We start from the raw sequence: 26,513 nt of genomic DNA, 5'->3' as shown, positions 1-26,513 counted from the left end.
GCACCCTCCATGGACGAACGGGTGGCGCGCGCTCTCGGGACGGTCTGGCAGTCCGACCGACCCTGGCGTGTGTTGACCACGCTGGCGGAGTTCGAGGACCGACTCGGGGGGCATCCGGGCGAGAAACGCGCGGCGGAGTTCCTGAGCGACGAACTCGTCGACGTGGGCGTCGAGGACGTCCGCCAGGAGTCGTTCGCGATCCCAGAGTGGACGCGCGGCGAGACGTCACTTCTAGTCCACGTCCACAGCCGGGACCGCGAGCGGACCTTCGAGGCCCGGGCGCTGCCGTACTGTCCGGAGGCGACCGTCGAAGCACCGCTGGTCGACGTCGGGTACGGCACGCCGGAGGAACTCGACGACAGCGACGTCGAAGACGCGATCGTCGTCGCGAGTGCGGCCACGCCGCCGTCGGCCGATCGGTTCGTCCATCGGACCGAAAAGATCGGCCACGCCGCCGAACGTGGGGCGACGGGGTTCATCTTCGCGAACCACCGACCCGGACAGCTCCCGCCGACCGGATCGCTCCGGGTCGGCGACACCTTGCCTGCGGTGGGAGTCAGCTACGAGACCGGCGAGTGGCTCCGCGAGTACGCCCGGGAAGGCGCGGCCGCTAGACTGAACGTCACTGCGTCGGTCGAACCGGGAACGAGCCAGAACGTCCGTGGCCGGTTCGGCCCCGAGACCGACGCGGCCGTACTCCTGCTCGCTCACTACGACGCCCACGACGTCGGGGAAGGCGCGCTCGACAACGGCTGTGGCGTCGCCGTGCTGCTGTCCGTGGTCGGGGCACTGCAAGACCTGGAGATAGATCGCGGGATCGAGATCGGCCTGGTCGGCTGTGAGGAGCTTGGACTGCAGGGTAGTGAGACGCTAGCAGCGAACGTCGACGCCGGGGACGTGCATGCGGTCGTCAATCTCGACGGGGTCGGCCGCAAGCGGACGATCCAGGCACTGACACACGGCAGCGACCAGCTCGGCACGCTTGCGGCGGAGACGTTCGACGCGGTCGGACATCCCCTCGAAATACAGGAGCGACCCCACCCCTACAGCGACCACTGGCCGTTCCTGCGTCAGGGGATCCCGGCGCTGCAAATCCACAGCCAGACCGAAGACGAGACCGGGCCCTGGGAGCGGGGCTGGACGCACACGCGTGCAGATACGCGGGACAAGGTCGACCGGCGAACGCTCCGCGAGCACGCGATGCTGGTGACCCTGCTCGTCGCCGTGCTGGCCGGTACCGACCTGGATCGGATCGACCCCGACCGGCTGCGATCCGACCTTTCGGATGCAGAACCCAGTATGCGGGCCGCCGGTGTCTGGCCCGACGCGTGGAGCGGGTGACGGCGACGGGGTCACGAGGTCGAACGGCTCGCGAACGGCCGCGAAACGCCACTGGAACACACGATCAGGGTCGGCCGCTGGACCGTCAGGTGGATCGCCGAAGCGCTCGACGGATCGACCGGTTTTGAATCCATCGAGGGAACCTGTGCTACCCGCTCGCTTCCACGGGCTGCGGAAACCGGTCAATAGTGTTGTTCATACTGTGCACAACAGTCGGAAGAGTAAACTGGCTCCTCACCGTAGCCGCGGGTATGAGCGACGACTGGCAAAGCGAGTTAGAACAGCAGCGCGAACAGAAAGAGCAGTACTTCGCCTCGCACCCGCGGTCGCCGATCCCGAACCACGCCGATTTCGCGGGGCTCGACTATTATCCGATCGATCCCGACTACCGGTTCGAACTCGACCTGCACGAACACGACGACAAGGAGCGGATCACCGTCGAGACGACCGCCGACGGAAGTCAGGAGTACGTCCGATACGGCGAGTTCCGCCTTGAGGTCGACGGCGAGGAAGTGACGCTGCAGGCCTACCAGCCGGTCGGCGGCGAGGACCGGCTGTGGGTACCGTTCCGCGATGAGACCAACGACGAGGAGACCTACGGTGCGGGTCGATACATCGACCTCGAACCGGGGCACGACCGGACGGACGACGGGACGTGGATTCTCGATCTCAACGAGGCGTACAACCCCACCTGCGCGTACAACGAGGCCTACGAGTGCCCGCTGATCCCGATGGAAAACTGGCTCGACATCCCGATCAAGGCCGGTGAGAAAGCGTATCCGGGCGAGCCGGTCGGTCACTCCCACCACTGATCGCGCTTTTTCGTCACTCGACACCGAAGCCGACAGCGTTGGCGTCCTGTCTTGCCCGTTGTGCGGCCTCGTCGATATCGAACTCCCGAACGATCTCGCCGTCCCGGACTAGCGGCTTCAGCAGCGACTCGCCGTCGACGGGGCCCGGTCGGTCGGTCAGGCCGATGTGGTGGCTGCCGTCCGGCGTCCGGTAGGCGTCTTTGACGCCAGTCAACTTGCCGCGCTTGGAGATCGGTTCGCCGTCGACCTCGACGATGTCCAGCGCGAAGTCGACCGGATCGGCGTTGCTGACGTATCCACCGACGCCGAAGCCGTCGGCGACGTCACGGAGATGGCGGAGTTCTTCGGGCCCGAGCCCGCCGCTGACGAACACGCCGACGTCGTCGTGTCCGCGGGCGTCCAGTTCCCACTTGACCTCGCGGACGATGTGACGGAAGTCGCCGCGACGCGAACTGGTCGTGTCGAGTCGGACGCTATCGAGATCCTCGACCGCCTCGACTGCCCTGAGCGTCTCGTCGACCTCGTCGGTGAAGGTGTCACAGAGCGCGACCCGCGGGACGTCCGCCGGGACGGCCTCGTCGAAGGCACGCCAGGCTGCTTCCTGCTCGCCGCGACCGAAACACAGAAGCAGCGCATGCGGCATCGTCCCGCCGGCCTCCCGGTCGATCATCTCGCCCGCTGCGACGTTGGAGATGCCGTCGAGGTCACCGATCAGGGCGCTGCGCTCGACGACGGGCGCGATCGTGGGATGGACGTGTCGGGATCCGAAGCTCAGCACCGTCGAGTCGGGCGCGGCGAGCCTGGCGCGCAACGCATTGGTCGCGATACCGCTGGCGTGGGAGAGAAAGCCCAGGAGTGCCGTCTCGAAGCGACAGAAATCCAGGTACTTGCCCTCGATGCGAGCGACGGGTCCGCCGTCGAACAGCTGTCCCTCCGGCAGCGCGTCGACGTCGACCGGGAGGTCCTCGAAGAGGTGCGCGAGGTCCTTCACCCCGGCCAGCACTTCGAACTCGCCGGTCGGGAACTGATCGGCAGTCACCTCGGCGACGACGTGGGGGGTCTTGCCCGCGTGTTCGAGCGCCTCGACGGTGCGGTCGAAGTACGCATCGGTCACCCGTCCGTCCTGTATCGCCTCGCTGCCGAGAAAATCGAACGGCCCTGAGTCGGTCATAGCGGCCTTACGGTCCAGCGGCGAAAAAAGGGTATCCTTTGTGGGCAGCGAGCGTCGCTAGGCCGGCGCGTGGACATCGTCGAGCCCCTCAACGATCGGCGCGTTGACGACCGTTACCGTCCTGCCGTCCCGCGAGAGCCGGAACGCGTCGGCGAACGCACCGTCCCCGATAACGTACCGACCGCCGTCGAGGCGTTCGGCGTCGTATCCGTCGAGCAGCTCTCGATAGCCATCGGCGAACTCGCGGGCTTCCTCGGGCGTCTCCCAGGAGAGCCGCCACACGTAGCCGTAGCCGCCGCTGCCGTTGCGGTAGGGGACGAGCCGATCGCCCGCCCAGCCGGTCGAGATCGGGTGTTCGTAGTTGTACTGTGCCGCCCCGCTCCGGTCGATCACGCCGTTCGTGACGAACATCGCGTAGATCGACCCCTCGCCGACGGTGTCGTGGACGGGCCGATCGAGATCGTCGAACCGCTCCCACTCGCCGTCCGAGCGATCGGGGACGGTCACCGTCGCCGGTTCGTCGTCGGGGTAGCGCTCGGGATGGATGACCTGTTCGGTGCTCTCGGGGAGCGTCTCGTAGCTGTCGTCGACGGCCGCCCAGTCGCCCCGGTCGCGTAGCGCCTCGACGAACTGCGGCCCCTCGGCGTAGGGGAGATAACTCACCAGGAACAGCCCCTGGTTGAACGAGTCCGAGCGCTGACCGGTCGCTCGGGGCGTCTCCACACAGACCCACGAGGCTCCACAGCGGTTCTCGTAGAGTGCCTCGACGTAGTTTGCGTCGCCCTCGATCACGCCGCGGACGGCGAGTTGCTCGTCCTGTAGCTGCCGTGACGCGCCGAGATGCAGGTGCTGGTCCTGCAGCGCGTGGACGAGTTCGTGGACGAGCGTCCCGCGGGTCACCTGTGGCGTCGGGGAGTCGCTGACGAGGACGATCTCTGATTTGCTCGACGAATAGTAGCCGACGACCGACGAGCCGCGGTTGCTCGCCCGCGCCCCGGGATACGTTTCGTTCTCGCCGATGACGTGCAGGGCTTCCCAGACCTGTTCGTTCCACAGCTGTTTCTCGCTCAGGTTCGCGGTGTCGGGCGGGCTGCCGGTCCGGTTGCGATACTCACTCCGGGAGATGACCGTCACATCTGTCGTCTCCAGAAACTCCAGTTCCCGAATGACCTCGACGCGGGCCATCGTCCGCCCGAGTAGCGCCTCGCGCTCGCTCTCGTTCAGCCCGTCCTCGACCGTGACGGCGATCGCATCGTCGTAGCGATAGCCGTTTTCGACGCCGAGTTCGCCGGGACCGCCCGGAGCGACACAGCTGGCTCCGAGGGCAAGCACCAGCAGGGCCGCCACACCGAGGAGTCGCCGCATCGACCGGAAAACAGGGTTCGAACGGCAAAGCGATTCCGCTCGCTACAGTCGACGGGACGCCACCAGCGCGGTCGACACTGCTGCGAAGACCGCGGCGAGGACGCCGAATCCGGGCCCGAACCCGTCGCTGGTCTCGGTCGTGGTCTCTGTCGTTCCGGACGCGCCCGTCGTCTCCCCATCAGTCATCTCGTCGGTCGTCGTTGCTCCAGTCGCTTCGTCGGTCATCGTCTCCTCAGTCGTCTTCTCAGTCATCGTTTCTCCCGGAGTCGTCCCCTCAGTCGTCGTTTCTCCCGGAGTTGTCTCGTTCGGCGGCGCGGCACCGGCACGGATCGCCGAGAGGTCCTCGACAGTCGGGGCGTTGACGATCGTCACCGTCGTGCCGTCCTGTTGGACGTAGAAGGCGTCACCGAATCGTGCGTCGTCGGGGATCCGGTAGGTACTCTCGTTGTCGGGGACGGGCTGTGCGCCGCGGTAGTCGAGGAGCTGCTGGTAGCCTTCAAGGAACTCGGCAGCGTCGTTCTCCGAGTCCCAGACCAGTTCGTAGACGTAGCCGGTCTCGTTGGTCTCGAAACTCTCGTCGGTCACGTACGGGACGAGCCTGTCGCCATCCCAACCCGCCGTGTAACGGTAGTCGTAATTGTACGGATCCTGTTCGTCGAGGCCACCGGCAGCGGGGTTCAGATGGTTCCTGTACGGAATGATTATGTCGTCTTCGTCCCCACCTTCAGACAGGATCTCGTAGCCTGGATACCACAGCGTCACGTAGAGTCCGGCCTCGCCGAAGGACTCGTAATCGGTCCCGTTCTCGACGTCCAGCGGCCGCCAGTCCTCGCCCGAGGTGTCTTCGACAGTCACGGTCGTGGGCGTGTCCTCGCCGTACTTGTCGGGGTGGATCATCTGCTCGGTCGAGGCCGGCGGGTTCTCGTAAACCTCGTTTACTGCTTCCCAGCCCTCTTGTTCGTGGAGGTCACTGACGAACGCGGGGCCGTCGCTGTAGGGCTGGAGCTGGATCTGGTACAGTCCGAGATGGGGGTCGAAATCGGACGGAACGCTGCTCTCTTCGGGCATGATGCATTCACCCTCCCACTCGTTTTCACAGGATTGCTGATACAGGTAGTCGACGTAGTTGCCGTCGCCCTCAATGATGCCGTTGCGGGCGTTGACGTTCTCCGTCGTCTCACTCGGGTACGACGAGATGTTGAACTTCTGGTCCTGCAGGGCGTGGAACAGCTCCTGAGAGAGCGTGATCTCGTCCATCTGCGGCGTCGTCGTGTTCTCGGAGACGATCTTGATCTCACCGTTCGCGGGATCGTAGTAGCCCCCGACGCCGCCAGCGGTGTTCGACTCCTGGACGCCAACGGCGTCGGTCGACTCATCGACCATCAACAGCGCCTCGTAGTAGACGTTCTCCGCGATTCGCTGACTCGCGGTGACGTTCCCGTAAAGACTGCCAGCCTCCTCGCGGAACTCGTCACGACTGATGACCGCAACCGGTGGCGTCTCTTCGAACTCCAGTCCGCGGACGTACTCGACACGGGCCATCCCCCGTGCGACGACGGCGTCGAGTTCGGTCTCGTTGAGCCCGTCCTCGGGCGTCACGTCGATCGATTCGTTGTACCAGACGCCGTTCTCCCAGCCCAGCCGATCCGTCTCGGGATCGGGCAGATGCTCGTCCGCGACGGGTTCGCTTGTCTGATCACTCGGGGCGTCGACAGTCGCGGCACCGCTGGCGACCGTCCCGACGGACGCGACAGCGACGGCGGCGACGAAGCCGACGAACAGGGCGGTTCGGAAACGCATATCTCGGCCCACGGATTGACAGTACAAAAGCACACGCGATACGGCACAACTATCTTCGGTTCCGAATCCATAGACTCGCGTATGCAACTGGATCCGGACTCGACCGCGGTCGTCGTGGTCGACATGCAAAACGGCTTCTGCCACCCCGAGGGGAGCCTCTACGCGCCCGGCAGCGAGGCGGCGATCGAGCCCTGCGTCGACCTGGTCGACCGGGCCCGCGAGGCTGGAGCGACCGTCGTGTTCACCCGTGACGTCCACCCGCCCGAGCAGTTCGAGGACGCTCATTACTACGACGAGTTCGAGCGCTGGGGCGAACACGTCCTCGAAGACTCCTGGGAAGCCGAACTCGTCGAGGAGCTCGACCCCGACGACGCGGATCTGATCGTCGAGAAACACACCTACGACGCCTTCTATCAAACCGAGCTGGAAGGGTGGCTGAACGCCCGCGGGATCGACGACCTGGTGATCGCCGGCACGCTGGCGAACGTCTGTGTCCTGCATACGGCCTCCAGTGCCGGGCTGCGTGATTACCGGCCGATCCTCCTCGAAGACGCCACTGGCGCGATCGAGGACGACCATCGCGAGTACGCGCTGGAACACGCCGAGTTCCTGTTCGGCGAGGTCACCACGCGCGAGGACACCGAGTTCGCGTGACCGACGCCACGATTCGCCGGTTCGATCCCGACGATTCGGACGCCGTGCTGGCGCTGAACGAGCGGGCGATGGCCGCCGAGGGGACCGATCCCGAGGACGTGCCCGGGATCGACGACCTTCGCCGGATCGAGGCCGAGTATCTCGACTCCGGCGGGGAGTTCCTGGTCGCCGACCTCGACGGCGAGATCGTCGGTATGGGCGGGCTCACGGTCGACGGCGAGACTGCCGAGGTGTTCCGCATGCGCGTCGATCCCGCCTATCAGCACCGCGGGATCGGTTCGGCGCTGCTGGATCGGCTGGCGCAGGCCGCCCGCGAACGTGGCGCGACGCGACTGCTTGCGGAGACGGCCCGCCGTCAGCAGGCGGCGACAGAGTTTTACCCGGCCCATGGCTTCGAGGAGCAGGACCGGCGGTCGTTCGGCGAGTACGAACTGATCCAGTTCGAGAAACAGCTGTAGCCAAGGATTCGTTTGCCCACCGCTTGCTTTCCGAGGATTCGCTTTGGCCGTCTTCGCGACTCTGCCGTTCGCTATTCGAGACCCGCGCTCGGCGTCTCGCTGCTCGCGGCGTTACCGCTCGCACAATCCGAGGTTCTTCCCTTCGGTCAGAACCTCGCACTACCCGAACTTGTAGGAGACCCCGTTGCCGGTCTCGGGGTATTCCCACTCGACGTTGCCGTGCGGGCAGGCGAACCGGCAGGTGCCACACTCGAGGCAGTTCTCGTAGGCGATCGTCGGCACGCCGCCCTCCTCTGCTCGCCAGACGTCGGCGGGACAGGCGTTGACACACTCGTAGTTCGTACACTTCTCCTCGCAGATCCCCTCGACCTTGACGTCGAGGTGACTCTCGCCACTGTCGCTGTACTTGACCGTGTACAGGCGGTCTTCGATCGATTCGCGCTCTATCTCGGGGGTGTCCGGAACGTTGGGTTTTGCGGTGCTCATTGTTAGGATAGCATTTTACGGAACTTCCAGGCTTTCTTTGCGGCGCCGAGCCAGCCGCCGGTCGCATCGAGGATGTGACTCTTGGCCTCTGAGACGTGCTCGTCTTTCGGCGTGTTGTCCATCTTGAAGTACGCGTCGCCGGCCCGTCCGAGCGCTCGCGGCAGGTCGTCGAACAGGAACTCCTTCTCCTCGGCGGCGGTGTCCATGAACCAGCCGTAGTGTTCGAGATTCTCGACGACATAGGAGTCCCGGAGGTTGGTCTCGTAGCTCGCCAGCGCGGCCTCGTCGGTCCGACCCTGTGCGAGCGCGTCGGCGACGGCCCGACCGGCGTGATAGCCGCTCTCGACGGCCATGTTCGTCCCTTCGAGGTGAACCCCGCTGTTGAGCACGAGGCCAGCCGCGTCACCGACGATGACCGCACCGTCGTGGACCAGTTCGGGCATCGAGTCCGGTCCACCCTCCGGGATGGCGTGGGCGGAGTACTCGACCATCCGGCCGCCACGGACCAGCGGCGCGACCGCGGGGTGCTGTTTGAACTCCTCCAGCACTTCGTCGGGCGTCTTCTTGTCGTGGGCAGCGTCCTCGATTGAGTAGACGACGCCGATCGAGACGGTTCGCTTGTTGGTGTACAGGAAGCCGCCGCCGACGGCGTCGCCGCAGGCGCCGTCCCCGAAGTAGTGGGCGGCCAGCCCGGCGTCGCCGTCGATGTGGAAGCGGTCTTCGAGCTTCTCGCGGTCGTACTTGCGAACCTCTTTGACCGAGACGGCGACGTTGTCCCGGTCGTCTCGGTCCTTGAGACCGGCGGCCTCACTGACCAGGGAATTAGCCCCCTCTGCGAGAACGACCATGGGCGCGCGGAGTTCGCCGTCGGGCCGGTCGGTCTCGACGCCGACGACCTCGCCGTTCTCCTTGATGAGATCCGTGACGGTCGTCTCGGTGACCAACATCGCGCCTGCTTCGACGGCCTGCTCGGCGAACCACTCGTCGAAGTCCGCACGCAGGACCATCCAGGAGTTGTTGTGGGGCTCCTCGCGCCAGGACGAGGGCGCGATCGACATCGAGGTCTCGTCACCCTCCTCGCTGAGCATACTGTAGGTCTTCTTGGCGACGTACCGTTCCTTCGGGGCGTCGTCGAAGTCCGTCAGCTCACGGATCCGGGGCGTGTACAGCACGCCACCGAAGACGTTTTTCGTTCCCGGTGACGGGCCGCGCTCGATCATGATCACGTCCAGTCCGTCGCGAGCCATCGTCAGTGCGGCCGTCGACCCGGCCAGTCCCGCGCCGACGACGATCGCGTCGTACTCGCTGTCGTAGTTCGGGGTCTCACTCATGCTGGAATCGCCTCCTCGTTCTCCTGGAAGTACTCGATCAACTCGGGGATGACCTCGTGGAGATCCCCGACGATACCGTAGTCAGCGTTGTCGAAGATCGGTGCGTTGGGGTCAGTATTGATCGCGATGACCGTCTCGCTGTCGTCCATCCCTTCGAGGTGCTGGATCGCACCCGAGATGCCGGCGGCAATGTACAGCTTCGGGCGGACCGTCTTGCCGGTCTGCCCGACCTGACGGGCGGGTTCGATCCAGCCCTCCTCGACGGCGTCGCGGGTCGCGGCGACCTCGCCGTCCAGCAGGTCGGCCAGTTCCCACAGCGGTTCGAAGTCGCCTTCAGCGCCCATCCCGCCGGCGACGACGACGTCGGCGTCAGTGATGTCGGCGACGTCGCCGACCTCGCGTTCGAGCACCTCGGTCATCGTGTCCGCTTCGTCGACGACGACCTCGACCTCCTCGATCTCACCGTCGCGATCCGCATCCGGTTCGGCCGCCGGGAACACCCCGGGACGGACGGTAGACATCTGTGGACGGTGCTCCGGGCAGATGATCGTCGCCAGCGCGTCCCCGCCGAAGGCAGGTCGGCGCATCTCGTAGCGGCCGTCTTCCATCTCCAGTTCGGTGCAGTCGGCGGTCAGGCCAGCGTGGGTCGGTACCGCGACGCGGCCGGCGAAGTCCCGGCCGGTGTGCGTCCCGCCGATGAGCGCGATGGCAGGTTTGTGCGTCTCGACGAGGTGACGGAACTGCTCGCCGTAGGGATCCGATCGATAGGGCTCGAAGACCGGATCGTCGGCGATCAGTACCTTGTCGGCCCCGCGTGCGATGCACTGTTCGGGGATGTCCGTCTCGTCGATGTTCTCGCCCATCACCAGGGCGACGAGGTTCTCGCCGCGCTCGTCGGCCAGGTCCCGGCCCTTGCTCAGCAGTTCCCAGGTGACATTCGCGACTTCACCGTCGTGCTGCTCGACGAACACCCAGACGTCCTCGTGTTCCTCGATGTCGGCACTGGTGTCACTCGTGGCTGCCATCTCAGAGCACCTCCGCTATCTGTTCGGCGAGTTCGTCGGTTTCGTCGACGACCTCCTGTTCGCGCGGCACCGGATCGGCCGTGTCCATCCCACCGACCTGCGTCGGGGAGACGGCAAGCCCGACCTCGTCCTCGATGCCGAGATCTTCGGCCGTCCAGGTCTCGGGTTCGAAGTCGGTCTCGGCGTAGATCTTCCGGTGCAGCCCCGCGGGACGGGGGTCGTTCTCGCCGAAGCCCATCGCGACGACGACCGGGAGTTCGGCGGCGACGCGCTCGTAGCCGCCCTCGACGTCACGTTTGGCAACGAGCTTGTCCTCCTCCGGGCGCGACTCGAGTTCTTCGACGTAGGTGAGTTGCGCCCAGCCGTTGTGGGCGGCGATCCCCGGCGGGACCTGGCCGGTCGAGGAGTCGGTCGTCTCCTCGCCGCCGAAGACCACGTCAGCGTCCAGTTCTTCGGCCGCGCGTGCGAGCGCGAGGCTCGTCGGCCAGGTGTCGCTGCCACCGAAGGCCGGGTCCGACAGGAGCACGCCGTCGTCGGCACCCATCCCGACGGCCACGCGCAACACTGCGTCGGCGTTCGGTGGTCCCATCGAGAGGGCCGTCACCGTCCCGCCGACCTCGTCGCGCAGTTCCAGCGCCGCTTCGACCGCGTTGTAATCCGGGGCGTTCATCACGGCCTCGGCGTCGGAGCGATTCAACCGTCCCGTTTCCGGGTCTATCGAGACGTCGTCCGCGTCGGGTACCTGCTTGACGCAGACGACTATATTCCATCCATCTGTCATTGTATGACCCCCATATATCGGGTGTGGGGTTACTCTTCACTCGGAAAACAGAGCCTTATCTTAGTAAACAAACGCCACATTCCCAGCGCGTGAGAACCCCCACCCTGCAGCGGCAGGTTCAAATATGAGAGGGTCTGCACGGCGTCACGCGCCCGATTCTTCTCCACACCCGTCTGTGACACCGCCCCCCTATATACGGGGTTACAGAATCGCGTATAGAGAGGGATTGCAGAATCGCGTATATCGCGGCGAGACGCTTTTGCCCGTCGGGACGAATCTCTCGACGTGCGCGAATACGGGTTCGAACTGGCGCTGTGTGCCACACTCGAAACCGACCAGCGGGTGCTCGGCCGCCAGCTCGGCGCGAGCGTTCACGGCAGGCGGATCGTCGACACGGTCGTACTCGAACCCGGACCGGAGTTCGAGAAGCGGGCAGCGATTACCGACCGGACGATACCAGACCGGGCCATCGAAGCGGATGTCGGCGTCGGTCGCGCCCGCGACTGGCGGAGCGTCTTCCCCGATCTCCGGCCGGAACGGGCCCGGTCGCTGGTCGAACGCGGCGTCGACATCGGGTTCTTCGAGCGCGAGCGACGGGACGGTCGCCTTCGAGTCCGGCAGACAGCTCGCTATCCGGACCAGTGGTTCGATCGGCTCGTCGGCATCGAGAACAAGCCCGATCTCGACCGGCCGGGCGACCTCCAGCGTCAGCTCCGGCAGGACGTGGCGCTGGGACTGTTCGACGAGGTGGTCCTTGCGACGGGGTCGTACGTTACCGGCGCACACCTCAATCGCATCCCGGAGGCGGTCGGCGTCTGGCGGTTCGATCCCGAAGCCGGAGACCGTGAGGTGATCCGCGAACCGGAAGCGCTCGATCCCGCGGCTGACGGGACCGAGATCGTCGCGGAGCATCCCGGGCGGACGGAGATCCGTCTCGTCGACGCCGAAGGGAAACGGCGCGCTCGACGGCGACTGGCCGAACGCGCGTACGGCAAGGGCTGGCGGCCGACCGAACTGCCGGCGTGTGCGAACTGCGAGCCGACGGGTGGCCCACGAGCAGCGACCGTGCCGTTCTGTGCGTTTCACGATCGGATCGTCGAACCCGCGGTCGAGTGCGGTCCCGAGTGTCCGGGTCACGAGCCGGCAGAGCCGCCTGCGTTCGATCGCGAGAGAGAGCGATCGGTCAGCAGCGCCTGGCAGCGCGATCCGAGCGGCTACAAGCGACGACAGGCAGGACTCGACCGGTTCGGGTGATCTCGGGCCGCGTGTGCCCGATAGCGGCCGGAGAGAAGCTGAGAAAAGACCGGGGCGAGCGCCGTGGTCTAGAAGTAGTCGACGGCTTCGGGCAGTTCCGTCTTCATGCCCTTGCGCTCGCGGATCTCCATGATCTTCTCGGGCTGGAGGTTGTCAGCCATCACGCGGAAGCCAGCGTTCTCCGTGTTCCAGGAGGCACGGCCCTCGGTCGCGCTCCGGATGTCGCTGGAGAAGCCGATCATCTCGTCGACCGGCGCGATGCCTTCGACGACCATGAGGTCGCCTTCCTGGTACATGTCGTCGACGCGGCCACGACGGCCCTGGATCTCGCCCGAGGCAGCCCCCATGTGATCGTTGGGCACGTCGATGCGGACGTCCTGGATCGGCTCGAGCAGGCGGATCTCGGCGTCGATCAGGGCGTTGTGAACGGCATGTCGGACTGCCGGAATGACCTGCGCGGGACCGCGGTGGATGGCGTCCTCGTGCAGGCGGGCGTCGTGCAGACGGATGAGCGACCCCTGGACTGGCTCGTTTGCGAGGGGGCCGTCGTTGAGCGCCTCTTCGAGCCCCTCGATGACGAGTTCCATCGTCTCGTTGAGGTGCTGGATCCCCTTCGTGTCGTCGATGAAGATGTTGGATCCGTGGATGTGCTCGACCTCCTGGGAGGTGTCCTTGTCGAGGCCGGCTTCCTGGAGGGCTTCACGTCGCTCCAGTTCGGGCATGTCCATCGATGCCTCGCCACGTTTGATCGTTTCGACGATATCGTCGTCGAGCGGCTCGACTGTGATGTAGAAGCGGTTGTGGCGGTTCGGCGAGATGCCCTCGACCTCGCGGCTCGCAGTCTGGGGGGCCTCGCGGTAGACGACGATCGGTTCGCCGGTGTTGACCGGAATGCCCTGGTTGCGCTCGATGCGCTGAGTGACGACTTCGAGGTGAAGTTCGCCCTGCCCGGAGATGAGGTGTTCCCCGGTGTCCTCGTTGATCTCGATGTTAATCGTCGGGTCCTCTTTGGCGACCTGCTGGAGCGTCTCGATGAGCTTCGGCAGGTCGTCCATGCTCTGAGCCTCGACGGACTTGGTGATGACCGGCTCGGAGATGTGCTCGATCGACTCGAACGGCGTCATCTCCACGCTGGAGACCGTCGAACCGGCGATAGCGTCCTTGAGACCGGTGACAGCGGCGATGTTCCCGGCGGGAACGCGCTCGACCTCCTCGCGCTCGCCGCCCATGAACAGCCCGACGGACTGCAGGCGGTTCTTGCCGGCCGTCCCGGAGACGTACAGCTCCTGGCCCTTTTCGAGAGTCCCGGAGAAGACACGACCCGTCGCGATCTCGCCAGCGTGGGGGTCCATCGAAATGTCAGTGACCATGAACACGACCTCGCCGTCTTCGTTGACCAGTGCCATGTCTTCGGCGAGTTCGGAGTCGGCGTCACCGCGCCAGATACGCGGGACACGACGGGGCTGGGCGTCGACCGGGTTCGGGAAGTGCTCACAGACCATGTCGAGCACGACGTCGCTGAGCGGCGTGCGCTCGTGGAGTTCCTGGCGCTTGTCGGCGCGTTCGAGTTCCATGATCTCGCCGAAGTCCATCCCAGTGCGCTGCATCGACGGCATCGAGACACCCCACTTGTAGAGGGCGGACCCGAAGCCGACGGTCCCCTCTTCGACGGAAACCGTCCAGTCCTCGATGTCGTCCATCTCTTTGGTCATCCCGCGGATGAGCTCGTTGACGTCGTGGATGACCGAGAGCAGTCGTTCCTGCATCTCCTCGGGACCTTCCTGCAGTTCGGAGATGAGGCGGTCGACCTTGTTGATGAACAGCGTCGGCTTGACGCCCTCCCGGAGCGCCTGTCGCAGCACCGTCTCGGTCTGGGGCATCGCGCCTTCGACGGCGTCGACGACCACCAGCGCGCCGTCGACAGCGCGCATCGCACGGGTGACGTCGCCACCGAAGTCGACGTGGCCCGGCGTGTCGATGAGGTTGATGAGGTGGTTGGTCCCCTCGTACTCGTGGGTCATCGAGACGTTAGCCGCGTCGATGGTGATCCCGCGTTCCTGTTCGTCCTCTTCGGTGTCCATCATCAGCTTCGTCGCCTCGCCCTCGTCGGCGATCATGCCGGCACCGGCCAGCAGGTTGTCTGTCAGCGTCGTCTTGCCGTGGTCGACGTGAGCAGCGATGGCGATGTTCCGGATGTTCTCCGGTTTGTCCATCAGCGTCTCACATTCCTGGACAATTTTCTTGCGTCGGCCCATTATACGCGCCCCTACCGGCAGGAGAGTCAAAAGGGTAGTGTTTCCGCGTGAGTGCGCTATACAGGCGCACGAACGCGGAAGCTCGTTGGAGACGACCGGAAGGAAGTCTCCAACGGCGTTTCGGTGTGAGCGTGCGATTAGCACGCGAACAGCGAGGCTCGAAAGAGAACGACTGCATAGGAGCGATCTTTCGGTGTTTCCGCGTGAGTGCGCTATACAGGCGCGCGAACATGGGAGCTGGAAAGAGAACGATCGTTAAGGGGTGATCTTTCAGTGGAGCGTGCTATTGGGACCCGAACACGGAGGCTCGAAAGAGGGCGACTGTCCCGACCCCGACGCTTTACGTCCAGGGGAGCCTATAGACCCCTATGCCTAAAGAGCGGTCTATCCATCTACGGGAAGTGAACGAGGAGTGGGTAGCCGTCGAAGAGAACAGCGAGCCAGTCGGCAGGGGTCCGACGGCCCGGCAGGCACTCGCCGATCTCGAAGCGAAACTCGACGAGGGCTTCGGCGAACCACCGCCGGGACAACAGCCGAGCCCGGCGGTCGACGGGTGGTTCCCGACGATCTCGCCGAAGGTCGAACTTCTGTTCGCGATCGCGGCAACGGGAATCGGGCTGCTATACGTGCTCGCCGGCAACGTCAGTGGCGCTCTCCTCGTCGCTATCGGCCTGGCACTCGGCGTCCGGGTCGCCTGGATCGAATACGGTTTGTTCGGCCCGCAACAGTGATACGTCTCCGAACCTTGTGAACGACACGCATGGACATACGGGTCCGGGGTAGCGGCCCGGCAGAACCGTTCCTCGGGGCGGCGAGTCTCTTCGAGACCGAGCACGAACTCCAGCGGCCGGTCCACGTCGAGATTCGGACCGACCCCGACGAACGGACGCGGGTCAGCCACGACGACGGCGCGCATCAACTGATCATCTCGAAACAGGCAGCCACGAGCGCGATGGCTCGCGAACTCGCCCTACACGAGTTCGCGCACATGTACCGCCACGAGCGCCGCCACCCCTCACACGTGCAGTCGACTGACGAGGTGCTCTTCCTGGCGCTAGCCGGCCAGAGCGTCGAGCGCCGGAAGATCACCCACTGTTATCAGATCGCGAACCACGTCAAGGACATCTACGCCGACGACCTGTGGGTCGGGCTCGCCCCCGGCGAGAAGCTAGTCCGGTTTTTCGAATCGACGCTGGCCGCCGCGCTCGCCGATCGACCGGTCGATCCCGCGCCAGCCTGGACGCGACGCACGTCGGCGTCGGATCCCGACATTACCGCAGTCAACGCCGCCTTCGCGCTGGCGCTGTCGGAGCGCCACGAGCTCCTCGAAGCAGGCCACCCGCTGTACGACCTCGCGCACGCAGCCGCACGAGACGCGCCGAACGTCAGTCTAGAGGGATTCAAACATCGGTTCCTGACGCTCGACCCGGACCCCGACGCGAGCGCGTACCGCAAGTCGATGGTCGAGTTGACCCGCGAGTACGCACTCGACGACCGGCAGGCTGCCGACTAGTCGGCCCTCCCGTGGGCGATCAACCCAGTCGCACGAGTACGTCGTCGCCGTCCTTCGGGAATGGACCGTCTGCCCGGCCGTCACGATTGGACGTGATCGCATAGAGTGCGCCGTCAGGCCCCTGTTCGAGGTGCCTGATCCGGCCGAGTTCGTTCTCCAGGAGGGGGTGCATGGTCACGGTGTAGGCGTCGTCGGTGTAGTCGCTGTCGTGTCTCGTTCCGTTCTCGACCGGCGGGCGTGTCTCGCCCGGTGGCGTCAGCGTCGCGACGAGCACTCGTTGACTGCCCAGACCGCCGACGAGCAGCCGATTCGTCAGTCCGGGCACGTCCGAGCCGGTGTAGAAGGCGGCCCCTGTCGGTGCCCAGGAGGGGCGTGGCCCCGAGTTCGCCAGCGGCGGATGGATCTCGGGCGCGTCGAGATAGGCGTCGCGGTCACGAACGTCCGGCCAGCCGTAGTTCGCCCCGGCTTCGAGTCTGTTGAGTTCGTCCCGACCGTCCGGACCGTGCTCGGTCACGACGGTCGTCCCGTCGGGCAGCCAGACGATTCCCTGGGGGTTTCGGTGGCCGTACGTGTGTACACGCGGATCGCCTCCGTGATCGGGGTTGTCCGGGGCCGGTTGGCCGGTCGGAGTGAGTTTGAGCACGGTACCGGACAGCGTCGACGGATCCTGTGCAGTCCGGGCCTCGCCGGCGTCGCCACAGGTCACCCACAGGTAGTGTTCCGGTCCGAACGCGATCCGGCCCCCGTTGTGGATCCCGTCGGCCGGGATATCCCCGACGACGACGGTCTCGGTTTCCGCGGGTTCCTCGGCGCTGACGTCGAGCGCGACCACGCGGTTTCGCTTCCCGGCGTCGGTCTCGGCGGTGTAGTAGACGTAGACCACGGGCGGATCCGGATAGCGGGGATGGGCTGCGACGCCGAGCGTCCCACCCTCGCCGCCTTTGACCCACCAGCTGTCGTGGTCCTCGCCCGGTTCGATCGCCTCGGCGTCGATCGCGTCCGAGGGCTCGGCGATCACCCGCGTCCCGTCACCGTCGAACGCCCGCAGGCGGCCGACACGCTCGGTGACGAACGTCATTCCGTCCGCTGTCACCGACAGATCCCACGGGATCTCGAGGTTCGCAACCAGCACCTCCGCGCCAAGTGCTGGCGGCGCGTCCGTCGGGGCCATCCACTCGGAGTCGGGCGCCGGCGATCCGTGCGACACTGTCAGATCGTACTGCTCGGTCAACGGTCGGGTCGTCGGCGTCGCAAACCGACCAACTGCGTTACATCCCGCCACTCCGGCGGCGCCAGCCAGTGCCAGCACCTGGCGACGAGAATACCCTTGACAGTCCATACGGTATGCTCGGAATCGCCGGGCAAAACTGCCCTGATCGAGGCAAACAGAAGAGACAGGAGAGTTACCGCGCGGCAGCGGCGACGCGCTCTTTCTCCTCTTTCTGGGAGACGGAGTACGTCTGAACGTCGTTGTTCGCGGCGCCGACGAGCTGCTGGGCGAGCGCTTCGGCGGCGTCGGTCGTCGTCTTGAACGAACTGTTGTAGACGCCCTCGGCGATGAACTTCAGGGCCTGGTCGACGCGACGCTGGGGCGCGACGTCGACGGCCTTGGGGACGGAGATGCCACCGTACTTCAGGCGGACGGTCTCCTCGCGCGGGGCGCTGTTCTCGACGGCACGGACGAGGATCTGGACGGGGTTGTCCTCGGTGCGGTCGTGAACGATCTCGAAGGCCTCGCGGACGATCCGCGTCGTCTGCTGTTTCTTGCCCGTGTTCTCGTCGGTCTGCATCAGACGGTTGATGAGCCGCTCGACGATCGAGATATCGCTTTTCTTGAACTGTTTTTCCGCGTGGCGACCCATCGTGTGCGCGATCGGCGTGACCGTGATGTACCGCTCGGTCGAGGGATCGCGAAACTCGATGTCGTCAACCGACCAGACGCCGAACAGCTGTGCGCCAGTCTCGGACTCGGATTCGGAAGATTCTGCCTCAGACATGGTTATCGCACCGGCTTCTCGGCGTTTCCGCGGACGAGCTCGATCATCGAGACGCCGTTGACCTTCTCGACCTTGTAGTTGACACCCGAGAGGTCACCCATCGCGCGACCCTTCGCGCCACCGATCCCGGCAATGGTGACCTCGTCGTGCTCGTCGATGAACGAGATCGCCCCGTCGCCCGGTGCGAACGCGGTGACCTGTTTGCCGTTCTTGATCAGCTGAACCCGGACGCATTTCCGGATCGCCGAGTTGGGCTGTTTGGCCTCGATGCCGACTTTCTCGAGTACGATACCTCGACCCTGGGGGGCGCCCTCGAGGGGGTCGGACTGCTCGCCCAGCCCACGCTCTCGGCGCGCGTAATCAGAGTCGGACCACCGGTGCTTCTGGCGGTCCTTCTTGAGTTTGCGTGCGGCGTATTTGCCGTTCGCCATAGTACGCTTGCCTACCCTGCCGAGGCACTTAAGCGTCTTCTTTTGGATCCCACGCCGTGTGGCTGGTTCCCAGGCGGTCGTCCGGCGGTTTCGCGTGGTGATGGGTCACATCCGTGCGCCCCGCCGCGGCGTGCCCGATGCGGCTGTGCAATGGTAAAACATATGCCGAACCTGTGAGTTCCAAACGCCATGCGCCGGATCGCCCTGATCGCCGGTGTCGGTCTCGTCCTCGTCGTCGGGCTGCTCGGCTACAGCGTCCTGTGGCTCGCCTCAACGGGTGGCGGTAATGGAGGCGGGACTGTAGACGCGACCGTCGCCGAGTTCGAACCTCGCGTGTCGGTCAACGCGCTGTCGCTCGAGCAGGCGCTCTCCGGAAACGGGACAACGAGCTGTGTCAGCACCGTACCGATGCCCGAAAGCTGGCAACTCGCGGGGAGCACTATTCTCGAACGATCGGGGAACGCCAGCGGCGAACGGACGCTCTCGTGGATGCTGGCTGTCGACGGACGCCGACTGTCGAACGGGACGGCAACACTCGACCGCTACGGATCGGAGCGGCTCACGTTCATCGACACCGGCGAGTGGGACGGCACGCTCGAGCCAGGATCGACGGCGACGGCGAACCTGACTGTATCGCACGACGGCGAGCGCATTACGAGTGAAATCCGGGCGATCACGATCCACAACAGAAGTGAGCCCCCCTGTCCCAGCGAGTGATACTGCCGGCTGTACGTTCGTGGATATTTTCGCCACACCTGGTGGCGAAATCCTGCCGAAATGTTACCGACAGTATGGGGACGGCCCCACTCGGAGAATCGGCAGTCGACCCGCTCAGGTCAACTCGACGTCGTCGATGTCGAAATGGCGCTTGGCCAGCGTCCGCGCGGCGTCGATGTTTCGCCCGCCTTTGCCGATCGCGATGCCGGTGTCGTTCTGATCGACCTCGACGTAGGCGACGGTGTCATCGTTCTCGCTAATCGTGACGTTGTACACCGCGGCGGGGGCGAGCGCGCTGGCGATGACGTCCTCGGGCGTGGGGCCGTCTTCGACGAACTTGATCGATCGGTCGAGGCGGTCTTCGAGCGTGCGGACGGTCTCGCCGCCGGGGCCGATCGCCTGTGCCATCTCGCCGGCTTTCACAAGCACGAGCAGGCGATCGAACTCCGCGTCGATCACGCAATCACGAACGGTCGCGCCGGTCTCGTCCTCGATGATCGGGATGAGCTGGCGCGCCTCGTCGCTGAGCGTGACCGTCATATCAGTCCGTGGAGCCGCCCTTGCCGGGGTTCATCCGCAGATCGACGTCACCGGTGCCGAGTTTGATCGGCTTGCCGACGATGACGTTCTCGGTGACGCCGTCGAGGCCGTCGACCTCGCCGTGGATGGCGGCGTCGAGCAGGTGCGAGACGGTCACCTCGAACGCCGCCCGGGCGAGGACGCTGTCCTTGCTACCGGAGATACCGTGGCGGCCGATCGACTCGATCTCGCCATCGTTGGTCATGATGTCCGCGACCAGCATCAGGTGGCGGACGTTCACGTCGTCCAACCCCTGTTCTTCGAGAGTGTTCATCGTCTCGTCGATGATCGCCTCGCGAGCGGCCTCGACTCCGAGGTTCCGGTATATCTCGTGAATGTTGTTACAGGTCGCCCGGGAGGCATCGACACCCTCGATGTCCAGCACGTCACCCAGCGCCGATCCCTCGGTGTAGAGGACGAACTCCTCGCCCTTTTCGGTCTCTTCCTTGCGGATGACGACGCGGGAGACGTCCTCGATCCCCTTGAAGACGATCTCCCGGAGGTCCTCCACGAGTTGCAGCAGATCGCGATAGGACGGCTCTTCCGGGCCGAACTCGATAAGCATCCCCGACTGGCGGGTCTGGACGCCGAGGGCCGACTCGATAGTCGAGGCGATCTCCTCGGCGACGGCCTCGACGTCGTCGACGGTCGGCCACCGCTCGGCCAGCGTGTCGGGGTTGAGATCGATCTGGACGAGCATGTCCGCGACGTTGGTGGAGATGTCCCCCAGCGCGAGGATCTTCGTCGCCTCGATCTTCCAGACGACCTCGTGGGCGCGCTCGCGCTCTGTCGCGTACTCGTCTTCGAGGTGGACCGTCATCATCGGGGTGTCCGGCGTCTTCCGGGCGTCCACCAGCTCGATGAGCCGCGGCAGCCCCTGCGTCACGTCGATCTCGGCAACACCCGCGTAGTGGAACGTGTTCATCGTGTTGTGGGTCACGACGCCCTGCGCGGTCGTGAACGTCTCCAGCCCGGCCACCGAGAAGTCGTAGACGTACTCGTGATCCGGCTCGACGGTCTCGATGGACTCGATGCGGTCCCACGAGGCTGTCCCGACGATACTCGATTGCTGTGATGCTTTCGAAGCGACAACGCCTCCATCGGTGAGCGCCGTCTCGGCTTCCAGCGTCGAAACGTCTGCTTCACCGGCCCGCGCGTCGTACTCGCCGGCGACTGGTAGTTCGTCACCGACAGCGAGTTCGTCACCGGCGATCGGGACGATGTCACCGCTGTCGTCTTGCACGACGAACGAGTGAGCTTTGGTCGCTCGAATCGACCGCCCCGATTCGAGTTCGAACCGGAGCAGTTCCTCGGGCGCTTCGTGGCGACTTACCTGTTCGAGCGGTTTCCACTCGACGCGCTCGTCGGCTCGAAGCGAGAGCACTTCCATGCCCTCGGGACCAGACGTGACTTCGTGTCCATCTACGTCGGCGGACTCTCGCACAGCCATCAGCCCGTCGATCAGCGATCCGATCTCGGTAACGTCAGTCTCGCCGTCGCGCCGGACGAGAACTTTCTCGTCGTATGGAACGGACATCTGGGTCCCGGGTTCCCCGATCGACTGAGCGGAGACGGTCCCGACGGGATCCAGCGGATCGACGCGCGTGTTGACGTACCGGGATTCGACCGCGGAGGCGACCTCTTCGACGGCCTCCAGGTCCATCCCGCCGCGATCGTCGATCGTCTCGTACAGTTCGTTTTTCAGGCGTCGCGGCAGATCCGTGTCCTCGACGAGGAGTTCGACGTCCTCGTCGACGAACTCGAATCGGTCCGTGGCGTGGTATTGTGTCTCGCTCATCAGTCATCACCCTCCGCGAGCCACCAGTCGTCGGCGTGCTCAGAGAGGTTGGTCGGTCGCTTCTCGGTGCCGAGGAACTGCTGTTTTTCGGTCTCGTCGGCGAACTCTTCGTCGAGGATCCGCTCGGTTATGTCCTCGACGTCGACGGCGTCCTCATCCATGCTCGAGGAGACCTCGACCGGCGAGGTGCCGTCCTCGCCGAACTCGAACTGGACAATCGTATCCGAGGTGTCCCGAACGGTCCCGTCGTATTGCGTTTCGAGTTCGGAGAGGGCGTTGATCAGCCGCCGCTGGAGGTACCCGGACTTGGAGGTCCGGACTGCCGTGTCGACCAGACCCTCGCGGCCACCCATCGCGTGGAAGAAGAACTCCTTGGGTTCCAGCCCCTCGCGGTAGGAGTGCTCGACGAACCCGTGAGCGTCCGCACTCAGGTCGTTCTGACGGTAATGGGAGAGGGTCCGGTTCTCGTAACCGCGGTTGATCCGCTCGCCGCGGACTGCCTGCTGGCCGACTGCACCGGCCATCTGCGTGAGGTTCAGCATCGACCCACGCGCACCGGAATCGGCCATGATGACCGCGGGGTTGTCGTCGTCGAAGTGGTCCTCGGCGATGTCACCCGCGCTGTCGCGGGCCTTGCCCAGCGTCTGCATGATCTTCATCTCCAGGGTCTCATCGACGGTCCGGCCGGGCAGGGATTCGAGTTCGCCTCGCTCGTAGGTCTCGATGAGTTCCTCGACGCGTGCGTAGGCGTTCTCGATCGCCTCGTCGACCTGTTCCTGGGCCTCCGGCGGGATGGACTCGTCGTCGATCCCGATCGAGAACCCGAAGTGCATGATCGTCCGGATCGCGAGCGTCCCGACCTCGTTGATGAAGATCCGGGCGCGCGTGCGATCGTACTGCTTGGCGATCGTGTCGACGATCTCACCGCCGAACGCGCCGACGGCGTCCTCGTCGATCGTCCCTTCGACGTGCTGGCCGTCCTCGATGACGACCGTGTCGTCGGCGCTGGAGGTGAACTCCAGATCCAGTCCGTCCGGCAACAGTTCCGAGAAGATGCTCCGGCCGGTCCAGTATTCCGTACCGTCGTCCTCGTGGCCGTCAGGTTCCGGCAGTTCGTCGACGCTGGTCGCCCGCAGCAAGTCCAGCGCCTGCGTCTCGTTGAAGGTGGGATTGGTGTGGGTCAGCAGGTACGTCGCGGAGATGTGGTCCTGGATGGCCCCGATGATGTTCTCGCCGAAGCGAGGGCTGAGCATCTGCTCCTGGACGCGCATCAGCACGCGCGCTTCCGCACGTGCCTCCTCGTTTTGCAGCGCGTGCATGTTCATCTCGTCGCCGTCGAAGTCGGCGTTGTACGGCGGGCAGACGACGGTGTTGAGCCGGAAGGTCTTGTACGGCATCACCACGACCTCGTGAGCCATGATCGACATCCGGTGCAGCGACGGCTGGCGGTTGAAGATCACGATGTCGCCGTCGACGAGGTGCCGGGAGACCTCCCAGCCGGGCTTGACCTTCTCGGCGAGTTCCTCGCAGTTCTTCTCGGTCACTTTCAGTCGGCGGTTGTCCGGCCGGCGGACGTAGTTCGCGCCGGGATGGCCCTCGGGACCGTTTCGGACGTACCGACGCGCCTCTTCGAGGTTGCGCTCGGTGACGTTCATCGTCTGGGTCATCTCCTTGGCGACCCGATCCGGAACCCCGACCTCGTTGAGGCTGAGCGTCGGGTCCGGCGAGATGACCGTCCGTGCAGAGAAGTTGACACGCTTGCCGGACAGCGAGCCACGGAAGCGGCCTTCCTTGCCCTTCAGGCGCTGGGAGAGGGTCTTCAGCGGGCGACCCGAGCGGTGTCGGGCGGGCGGCGTCCCGCTGATCTCGTTGTCCATGAAGGTGGTGACGTGGTACTGCAACAGTTCCCAGAGGTCTTCGATGATCAGCTGGGGCGCGCCGGCCTCGCGGTTCTCCATGAACCGCTGGTTGATCCGGATGATGTCCACCAGCTTGTGCGTGAGGTCGTCCTCGCTGCGCTGGCCGTTGTCCAGCGTGATCGACGGCCGCGCCGTGACCGGTGGCACGGGGAGGACGGTCAGGATCATCCACTCCGGACGGGACTTCTCGGGATCGATCCCCAGCACTTCCAGGTCCTCGTCCGGGATGTCTTCGAACCAGTCCCGGATGTCACTGGGCATCAGCTTGTCCATGTCCTCCTCGGTGAGATCGACGTCGAGGGCCTTCTCGATGGCCTGGCGGTCCTCCTCGCGAGGACGGAACTCACCGGAGAGGATCTCCTGGATCCGGCCGGCGTCGATCCCCGTCTCGTCGGCCAGGTCGTGCGGCGAAACCGGCTCGTCGTCTTCCTCGTCGGGCTCCATCGCGGCGGCGATCCGCTGTGGGTACTCCGAGGAGAGCACCTGCTTGACCTCGTAGTAGGTCGTCGGCTTCTCGTGGTTGATGTCGTACTGCACCGCGCCACAGTGGGGACAGTAGTCCTTCTTGCGAGCCTGGCGGATCGCGGCCTTGGTGACGTCGTTGAGGTCGTCACCGAGCTCGCGCGTCCGGTCGAGGCGGTCGCGGAACTCCTGGCGTTCGTTCTCGTCGAGGGTGAGCCGCGAACACTCCCGGCAGGTCCCGCGCAGCAGTCGGCGGATGAGTTTCGAGAAGCCGACGTGGATCACGGGGGCGGCGAGTTCGATGTGGCCGAAGTGGCCGTTACACGAGCCGCTGTGTTTGCCACAGGTCTTGCATTCCAGTCCGGGGTCGATCACGCCCAGACGCGGGTCCATCAGTCCCATGTCGATGGGGAACCCGTCGTCGTCGTAGGTGTCGGCCGTGATGACCTTCGTGGCGCTCATGTCGCGATACTCCTCGGGATCCATCAGCCCGAAACTGAGACTCCCGATCGATTTCGGTGCGTGTCCTGACATGGTTTAGACTGCGTCCTCCAGTTCGATCCGCGGCGCGATGCCCAGTGCTTTCATCTCGTCGAGCAGGAGCTTGAACGCGTAGCTCATCTCGATCTCGTGGACGTCGGTCTCCTCCCCACAGTTGGGGCAGTACACGCGGCGCTGCTCGACGTCCTCGACGGCGGTCATCCCACACTCGGCACAGACGTGGATGAACTCCCGGTCGGATTCATCGAGCAGTCGCTCTTTGAGCGTCATCGCCGCGCCGTGGCCGATGAACACGTCCCGTTCCATCTCTCCGATGCGCAGACCACCTTCGCGGGCGCGACCCTCCGTGGGCTGGCGGGTCAGCACCTGAACCGGTCCGCGCGAGCGGGCGTGGATCTTGTTCGAGACCATGTGGTAGAGCTTCTGGTAGAAAATGTCGCCGACGAAGATGTCGGCCTCGATCTTCTCGCCAGTGACACCGGAGTACATGGTCTCCTTGCCGCTGGAGTCGAACCCGTGTTCCTCTAGCGAGTCGCGGAGTTCCTCCTCGTCCTCACCGGTGAAGGCGGTCCCGTCGACCCGGCGGCCTTCCAGCGCGCCGACCTTCCCACCGATCATCTCGAGGATGTGTCCGACGGTCATCCGCGACGGCAGCGCGTGGGGGTTGAGGATGAGGTCCGGTACGACTCCCTCCTCGGTGAAGGGCATGTCCTCCTGGGGCGCGATGTGGCCGACGACACCCTTCTGGCCGTGTCGGGAGGCGAACTTGTCCCCGAGTTCGGGGATCCGTTCGTCCCGGACCTTGACCTTCGAGAGCTTCGAGCCGTCCTCGCCTTCCATCAGGGTGACGGTGTCGACGATCCCGCTCTCGCCGGACCGCATCGTTACCGACGTTTCACGACGCTTCTGGGGGGAGAGCCCGCCCATGTCGTCCGGCTCTTCGAGGAACCGCGGCGGCGAGGTCTTGCCGAGCAGGACCGCGTTCTCGTCGACGCGCGTCTCGGGGTTGACCAGACCGTCCTCGTCCAGATGGGTGTAGGCGTCCTCGCCGCGAGCGCCCCGGACCTCGTCGTCCGGGATCTCGAAGCGATCCTCCTGGCCGCCGGGATAGCGTCGCTCCTCACCCTCGTAGGTCCGGAAGAAGTGCGAGCGAGCCAGCGCACGCTCGACCGAGCCCTTGTTGAGGACGAGCGCGTCCTCGATGTTGAACCCTTCGTAGCTCATGACGGCGACGACGAAGTTCTGAGCCGCGGGGCGCTCGTCGTAGCCGATCTGCTCTGTCGTCTGGGTCTTGACCATCGACAGCTGCGGGTAGTGCAGCAAGTGTTGACGGGTGTCGGGTCGGACCCGGTAGTTCGCGCTGGGCAGTCCCAGCGACTGTTTGATCATCCCCGACCCCATCGTAATGCGCGGGCTCGCGTTGTGCTCGGGGTAGGGGATCATCCCGGCACCGATCCCGAAGATGAGCTGCGGATCGACTTCGAGGTGCGTGTGATCCGCAGTGAGTTCCTCGCGGTCGACAGCGACGAGGATATCCTCTTCCTCCTCGGCGTCGATGAACTCGATATAGCCCCGGTCGACGAGATCCTGGAAGTCGATCTCGTCCTCCTCGAGCAGTTCGACCTCGCGCTCGGTCAACAGCGGTTCGCCGTCCTCGACGACGATAAGCGGTCGCCGTGCACGACCGGCGTCGGCGTTGATGATGACTTCCCGCGTTCGGTCTTTGACCGAAACGTTGACCATCTCGCTGACCTCGCCGCGGCGGCGGGCCTGGCGGATCTGTTCGGCGAGCTGTTCGGGGTCGGGATGTGTCCCGACCAGACTTCCGTTGACGTAGACTTTCGCGTCGCGTCCCTGACTCAT

General features: G+C 65.1%; 23 protein-coding genes and 1 pseudogene. 8 read left to right on the top strand and 16 right to left on the bottom strand.

Annotated elements, in window-relative coordinates; all coding sequences use genetic code 11:
* Positions 1-9: 9 nt before the first annotated feature.
* Both OB916_RS06285 and OB916_RS06280 read left to right on the top strand, forming a co-directional pair.
* Positions 10-1,341, top strand: a complete 1,332-nt coding sequence (locus tag OB916_RS06285) for a M28 family metallopeptidase (RefSeq protein ID WP_315908434.1) — start codon at positions 10-12, stop codon at positions 1,339-1,341.
* 251 nt (positions 1,342-1,592) lie between these two features.
* Positions 1,593-2,153 (top strand): DUF1684 domain-containing protein, encoded by a 561-nt coding sequence (locus OB916_RS06280; RefSeq protein WP_315908433.1) that lies wholly within the window; start codon positions 1,593-1,595, stop codon positions 2,151-2,153.
* Between the two features lie 13 nt (positions 2,154-2,166).
* Here the strand turns inward: OB916_RS06280 and OB916_RS06275 are convergent, their stop codons facing one another.
* Genes OB916_RS06275 through OB916_RS06265 form a run of 3 tightly spaced genes read right to left on the bottom strand, consistent with a single transcriptional unit; the run spans position 2,167 to position 6,489 of the window.
* Positions 2,167-3,324 (bottom strand): nicotinate phosphoribosyltransferase, encoded by a 1,158-nt coding sequence (locus OB916_RS06275; RefSeq protein ID WP_315908432.1) that lies wholly within the window; start codon positions 3,322-3,324, stop codon positions 2,167-2,169.
* A 57-nt stretch (positions 3,325-3,381) separates the two neighbouring features.
* On the bottom strand, positions 3,382-4,689 hold the full coding sequence (locus tag OB916_RS06270) for an Hvo_1808 family surface protein (protein ID WP_315908431.1): 1,308 nt from the start codon (positions 4,687-4,689) through the stop codon (positions 3,382-3,384).
* 42 nt (positions 4,690-4,731) lie between these two features.
* A complete protein-coding gene (locus tag OB916_RS06265) occupies positions 4,732-6,489 on the bottom strand; it encodes an Hvo_1808 family surface protein (protein ID WP_315908430.1) in 1,758 nt (585 codons plus the stop codon).
* Between the two features lie 81 nt (positions 6,490-6,570).
* On the opposite strand from OB916_RS06265, the gene OB916_RS06260 reads away from it, so the two are divergent.
* On the top strand, positions 6,571-7,143 hold the full coding sequence (locus OB916_RS06260; protein WP_315908429.1) for a cysteine hydrolase family protein: 573 nt from the start codon (positions 6,571-6,573) through the stop codon (positions 7,141-7,143).
* Positions 7,140-7,601: a GNAT family N-acetyltransferase gene (locus OB916_RS06255; RefSeq protein WP_315908428.1), complete on the top strand. Its 462-nt coding sequence runs from the start codon at positions 7,140-7,142 to the stop codon at positions 7,599-7,601. Before OB916_RS06260 ends, OB916_RS06255 begins: the two co-directional genes overlap by 4 nt.
* A gap of 159 nt (positions 7,602-7,760) precedes the next feature.
* Here OB916_RS06255 and OB916_RS06250 read toward each other — a convergent pair whose 3' ends face one another.
* Genes OB916_RS06250 through OB916_RS06235 form a run of 4 tightly spaced genes read right to left on the bottom strand, consistent with a single transcriptional unit; the run spans position 7,761 to position 11,224 of the window.
* A complete protein-coding gene (locus OB916_RS06250) occupies positions 7,761-8,087 on the bottom strand; it encodes a ferredoxin family protein (RefSeq protein ID WP_315908427.1) in 327 nt (108 codons plus the stop codon).
* 2 nt (positions 8,088-8,089) lie between these two features.
* Positions 8,090-9,418, bottom strand: a complete 1,329-nt coding sequence (locus OB916_RS06245) for an FAD-dependent oxidoreductase (RefSeq protein WP_315908426.1) — start codon at positions 9,416-9,418, stop codon at positions 8,090-8,092.
* On the bottom strand, positions 9,415-10,443 hold the full coding sequence (locus OB916_RS06240; protein WP_315908425.1) for an electron transfer flavoprotein subunit alpha/FixB family protein: 1,029 nt from the start codon (positions 10,441-10,443) through the stop codon (positions 9,415-9,417). The genes OB916_RS06245 and OB916_RS06240 overlap by 4 nt, the downstream gene beginning before the upstream one ends.
* Position 10,444: 1 nt before the next feature.
* Positions 10,445-11,224: an electron transfer flavoprotein subunit beta/FixA family protein gene (locus tag OB916_RS06235; RefSeq protein ID WP_315908424.1), complete on the bottom strand. Its 780-nt coding sequence runs from the start codon at positions 11,222-11,224 to the stop codon at positions 10,445-10,447.
* 285 nt (positions 11,225-11,509) lie between these two features.
* Between OB916_RS06235 and OB916_RS06230 the strand changes: the two genes are divergently transcribed.
* Positions 11,510-12,478 (top strand): DUF5787 family protein, encoded by a 969-nt coding sequence (locus tag OB916_RS06230; RefSeq protein WP_315908423.1) that lies wholly within the window; start codon positions 11,510-11,512, stop codon positions 12,476-12,478.
* Between the two features lie 68 nt (positions 12,479-12,546).
* Here OB916_RS06230 and OB916_RS06225 read toward each other — a convergent pair whose 3' ends face one another.
* Entirely contained in the window at positions 12,547-14,733 is a 2,187-nt protein-coding gene (locus OB916_RS06225) for an elongation factor EF-2 (RefSeq protein ID WP_315908422.1), read from the bottom strand.
* A 368-nt stretch (positions 14,734-15,101) separates the two neighbouring features.
* Here OB916_RS06225 and OB916_RS06220 point away from each other — a divergent pair, with 368 nt between their 5' ends.
* Positions 15,102-15,464: a hypothetical protein gene (locus OB916_RS06220; RefSeq protein ID WP_315908421.1), complete on the top strand. Its 363-nt coding sequence runs from the start codon at positions 15,102-15,104 to the stop codon at positions 15,462-15,464.
* 29 nt (positions 15,465-15,493) lie between these two features.
* Entirely contained in the window at positions 15,494-16,246 is a 753-nt protein-coding gene (locus OB916_RS06215; RefSeq protein WP_315908420.1) for a DUF5781 family protein, read from the top strand.
* 19 nt (positions 16,247-16,265) lie between these two features.
* On the opposite strand, the gene OB916_RS06210 is transcribed toward OB916_RS06215, so the two are convergent.
* The 3 genes from OB916_RS06210 to OB916_RS06200 all read right to left on the bottom strand — a co-directional run bounded on the left by OB916_RS06210 (position 16,266) and on the right by OB916_RS06200 (position 18,674).
* Positions 16,266-17,585, bottom strand: a complete 1,320-nt coding sequence (locus OB916_RS06210; protein WP_315908419.1) for a PQQ-dependent sugar dehydrogenase — start codon at positions 17,583-17,585, stop codon at positions 16,266-16,268.
* Positions 17,586-17,649: 64 nt separating this feature from the next.
* Positions 17,650-18,243, bottom strand: coding sequence for a 30S ribosomal protein S7 (locus OB916_RS06205; protein WP_315908418.1), 594 nt, complete (start codon positions 18,241-18,243; stop codon positions 17,650-17,652).
* 2 nt (positions 18,244-18,245) lie between these two features.
* Entirely contained in the window at positions 18,246-18,674 is a 429-nt protein-coding gene (locus tag OB916_RS06200) for a 30S ribosomal protein S12 (RefSeq protein WP_315908417.1), read from the bottom strand.
* A gap of 189 nt (positions 18,675-18,863) precedes the next feature.
* Between OB916_RS06200 and OB916_RS06195 the strand changes: the two genes are divergently transcribed.
* Positions 18,864-19,391: a hypothetical protein gene (locus tag OB916_RS06195; RefSeq protein WP_315908416.1), complete on the top strand. Its 528-nt coding sequence runs from the start codon at positions 18,864-18,866 to the stop codon at positions 19,389-19,391.
* A 114-nt stretch (positions 19,392-19,505) separates the two neighbouring features.
* On the opposite strand, the gene OB916_RS06190 is transcribed toward OB916_RS06195, so the two are convergent.
* The 5 genes and pseudogenes from OB916_RS06190 to rpoB all read right to left on the bottom strand — a co-directional run bounded on the left by OB916_RS06190 (position 19,506) and on the right by rpoB (position 26,513).
* Positions 19,506-19,931 (bottom strand): NusA-like transcription termination signal-binding factor, encoded by a 426-nt coding sequence (locus OB916_RS06190; protein ID WP_315908415.1) that lies wholly within the window; start codon positions 19,929-19,931, stop codon positions 19,506-19,508.
* A 1-nt stretch (position 19,932) separates the two neighbouring features.
* Positions 19,933-21,507, bottom strand: a complete 1,575-nt coding sequence (gene rpoA2 / locus OB916_RS17000) for a DNA-directed RNA polymerase subunit A'' (protein ID WP_390884042.1) — start codon at positions 21,505-21,507, stop codon at positions 19,933-19,935.
* Positions 21,499-21,768: pseudogene (locus tag OB916_RS17080) on the bottom strand (hypothetical protein); the annotation flags it as partial. The gene rpoA2 and the pseudogene OB916_RS17080, both read right to left, overlap by 9 nt.
* Complete coding sequence (locus tag OB916_RS06175; RefSeq protein WP_315908414.1) at positions 21,768-24,683, bottom strand: DNA-directed RNA polymerase subunit A'; 2,916 nt, start codon at positions 24,681-24,683, stop codon at positions 21,768-21,770. The gene OB916_RS06175 and the pseudogene OB916_RS17080, both read right to left, overlap by 1 nt.
* A 3-nt stretch (positions 24,684-24,686) precedes the next feature.
* Positions 24,687-26,513: a DNA-directed RNA polymerase subunit B gene (gene rpoB, locus OB916_RS06170; RefSeq protein WP_315908413.1), complete on the bottom strand. Its 1,827-nt coding sequence runs from the start codon at positions 26,511-26,513 to the stop codon at positions 24,687-24,689.

The organism is Halapricum hydrolyticum, from assembly GCF_025517535.1.
GTDB lineage: Archaea > Halobacteriota > Halobacteria > Halobacteriales > Haloarculaceae > Halapricum > Halapricum hydrolyticum.
Note: the sequence above shows the minus strand (reverse complement) of the source record. Positions and strands in the feature narration are given on the sequence as shown.

Excerpts from the sequence above, each read along its gene's own strand:
- OB916_RS06190 (WP_315908415.1), bottom strand. The coding sequence starts at position 19,931 with ATGACGGTCACGCTCAGCGACGAGGCGCGCCAGCTCATCCCGATCATC.
- OB916_RS06270 (WP_315908431.1), bottom strand. The coding sequence starts at position 4,689 with ATGCGGCGACTCCTCGGTGTGGCGGCCCTGCTGGTGCTTGCCCTCGGA.
- OB916_RS06265 (WP_315908430.1), bottom strand. The coding sequence starts at position 6,489 with ATGCGTTTCCGAACCGCCCTGTTCGTCGGCTTCGTCGCCGCCGTCGCT.
- OB916_RS06260 (WP_315908429.1), top strand. The coding sequence starts at position 6,571 with ATGCAACTGGATCCGGACTCGACCGCGGTCGTCGTGGTCGACATGCAA.
- OB916_RS06275 (WP_315908432.1), bottom strand. The coding sequence starts at position 3,324 with ATGACCGACTCAGGGCCGTTCGATTTTCTCGGCAGCGAGGCGATACAG.
- rpoA2 (WP_390884042.1), bottom strand. The coding sequence starts at position 21,507 with ATGTCCGTTCCATACGACGAGAAAGTTCTCGTCCGGCGCGACGGCGAG.
- OB916_RS06235 (WP_315908424.1), bottom strand. The coding sequence starts at position 11,224 with ATGACAGATGGATGGAATATAGTCGTCTGCGTCAAGCAGGTACCCGAC.
- OB916_RS06225 (WP_315908422.1), bottom strand. The coding sequence starts at position 14,733 with ATGGGCCGACGCAAGAAAATTGTCCAGGAATGTGAGACGCTGATGGAC.
- OB916_RS06210 (WP_315908419.1), bottom strand. The coding sequence starts at position 17,585 with ATGGACTGTCAAGGGTATTCTCGTCGCCAGGTGCTGGCACTGGCTGGC.
- OB916_RS06200 (WP_315908417.1), bottom strand. The coding sequence starts at position 18,674 with ATGGCGAACGGCAAATACGCCGCACGCAAACTCAAGAAGGACCGCCAG.
- OB916_RS06215 (WP_315908420.1), top strand. The coding sequence starts at position 15,494 with ATGGACATACGGGTCCGGGGTAGCGGCCCGGCAGAACCGTTCCTCGGG.
- OB916_RS06280 (WP_315908433.1), top strand. The coding sequence starts at position 1,593 with ATGAGCGACGACTGGCAAAGCGAGTTAGAACAGCAGCGCGAACAGAAA.
- OB916_RS06245 (WP_315908426.1), bottom strand. The coding sequence starts at position 9,418 with ATGAGTGAGACCCCGAACTACGACAGCGAGTACGACGCGATCGTCGTC.
- OB916_RS06175 (WP_315908414.1), bottom strand. The coding sequence starts at position 24,683 with ATGTCAGGACACGCACCGAAATCGATCGGGAGTCTCAGTTTCGGGCTG.
- rpoB (WP_315908413.1), bottom strand. The coding sequence starts at position 26,513 with ATGAGTCAGGGACGCGACGCGAAAGTCTACGTCAACGGAAGTCTGGTC.
- OB916_RS06205 (WP_315908418.1), bottom strand. The coding sequence starts at position 18,243 with ATGTCTGAGGCAGAATCTTCCGAATCCGAGTCCGAGACTGGCGCACAG.
- OB916_RS06285 (WP_315908434.1), top strand. The coding sequence starts at position 10 with ATGGACGAACGGGTGGCGCGCGCTCTCGGGACGGTCTGGCAGTCCGAC.
- OB916_RS06240 (WP_315908425.1), bottom strand. The coding sequence starts at position 10,443 with ATGGCAGCCACGAGTGACACCAGTGCCGACATCGAGGAACACGAGGAC.
- OB916_RS06250 (WP_315908427.1), bottom strand. The coding sequence starts at position 8,087 with ATGAGCACCGCAAAACCCAACGTTCCGGACACCCCCGAGATAGAGCGC.
- OB916_RS06195 (WP_315908416.1), top strand. The coding sequence starts at position 18,864 with ATGCGCCGGATCGCCCTGATCGCCGGTGTCGGTCTCGTCCTCGTCGTC.
- OB916_RS06220 (WP_315908421.1), top strand. The coding sequence starts at position 15,102 with ATGCCTAAAGAGCGGTCTATCCATCTACGGGAAGTGAACGAGGAGTGG.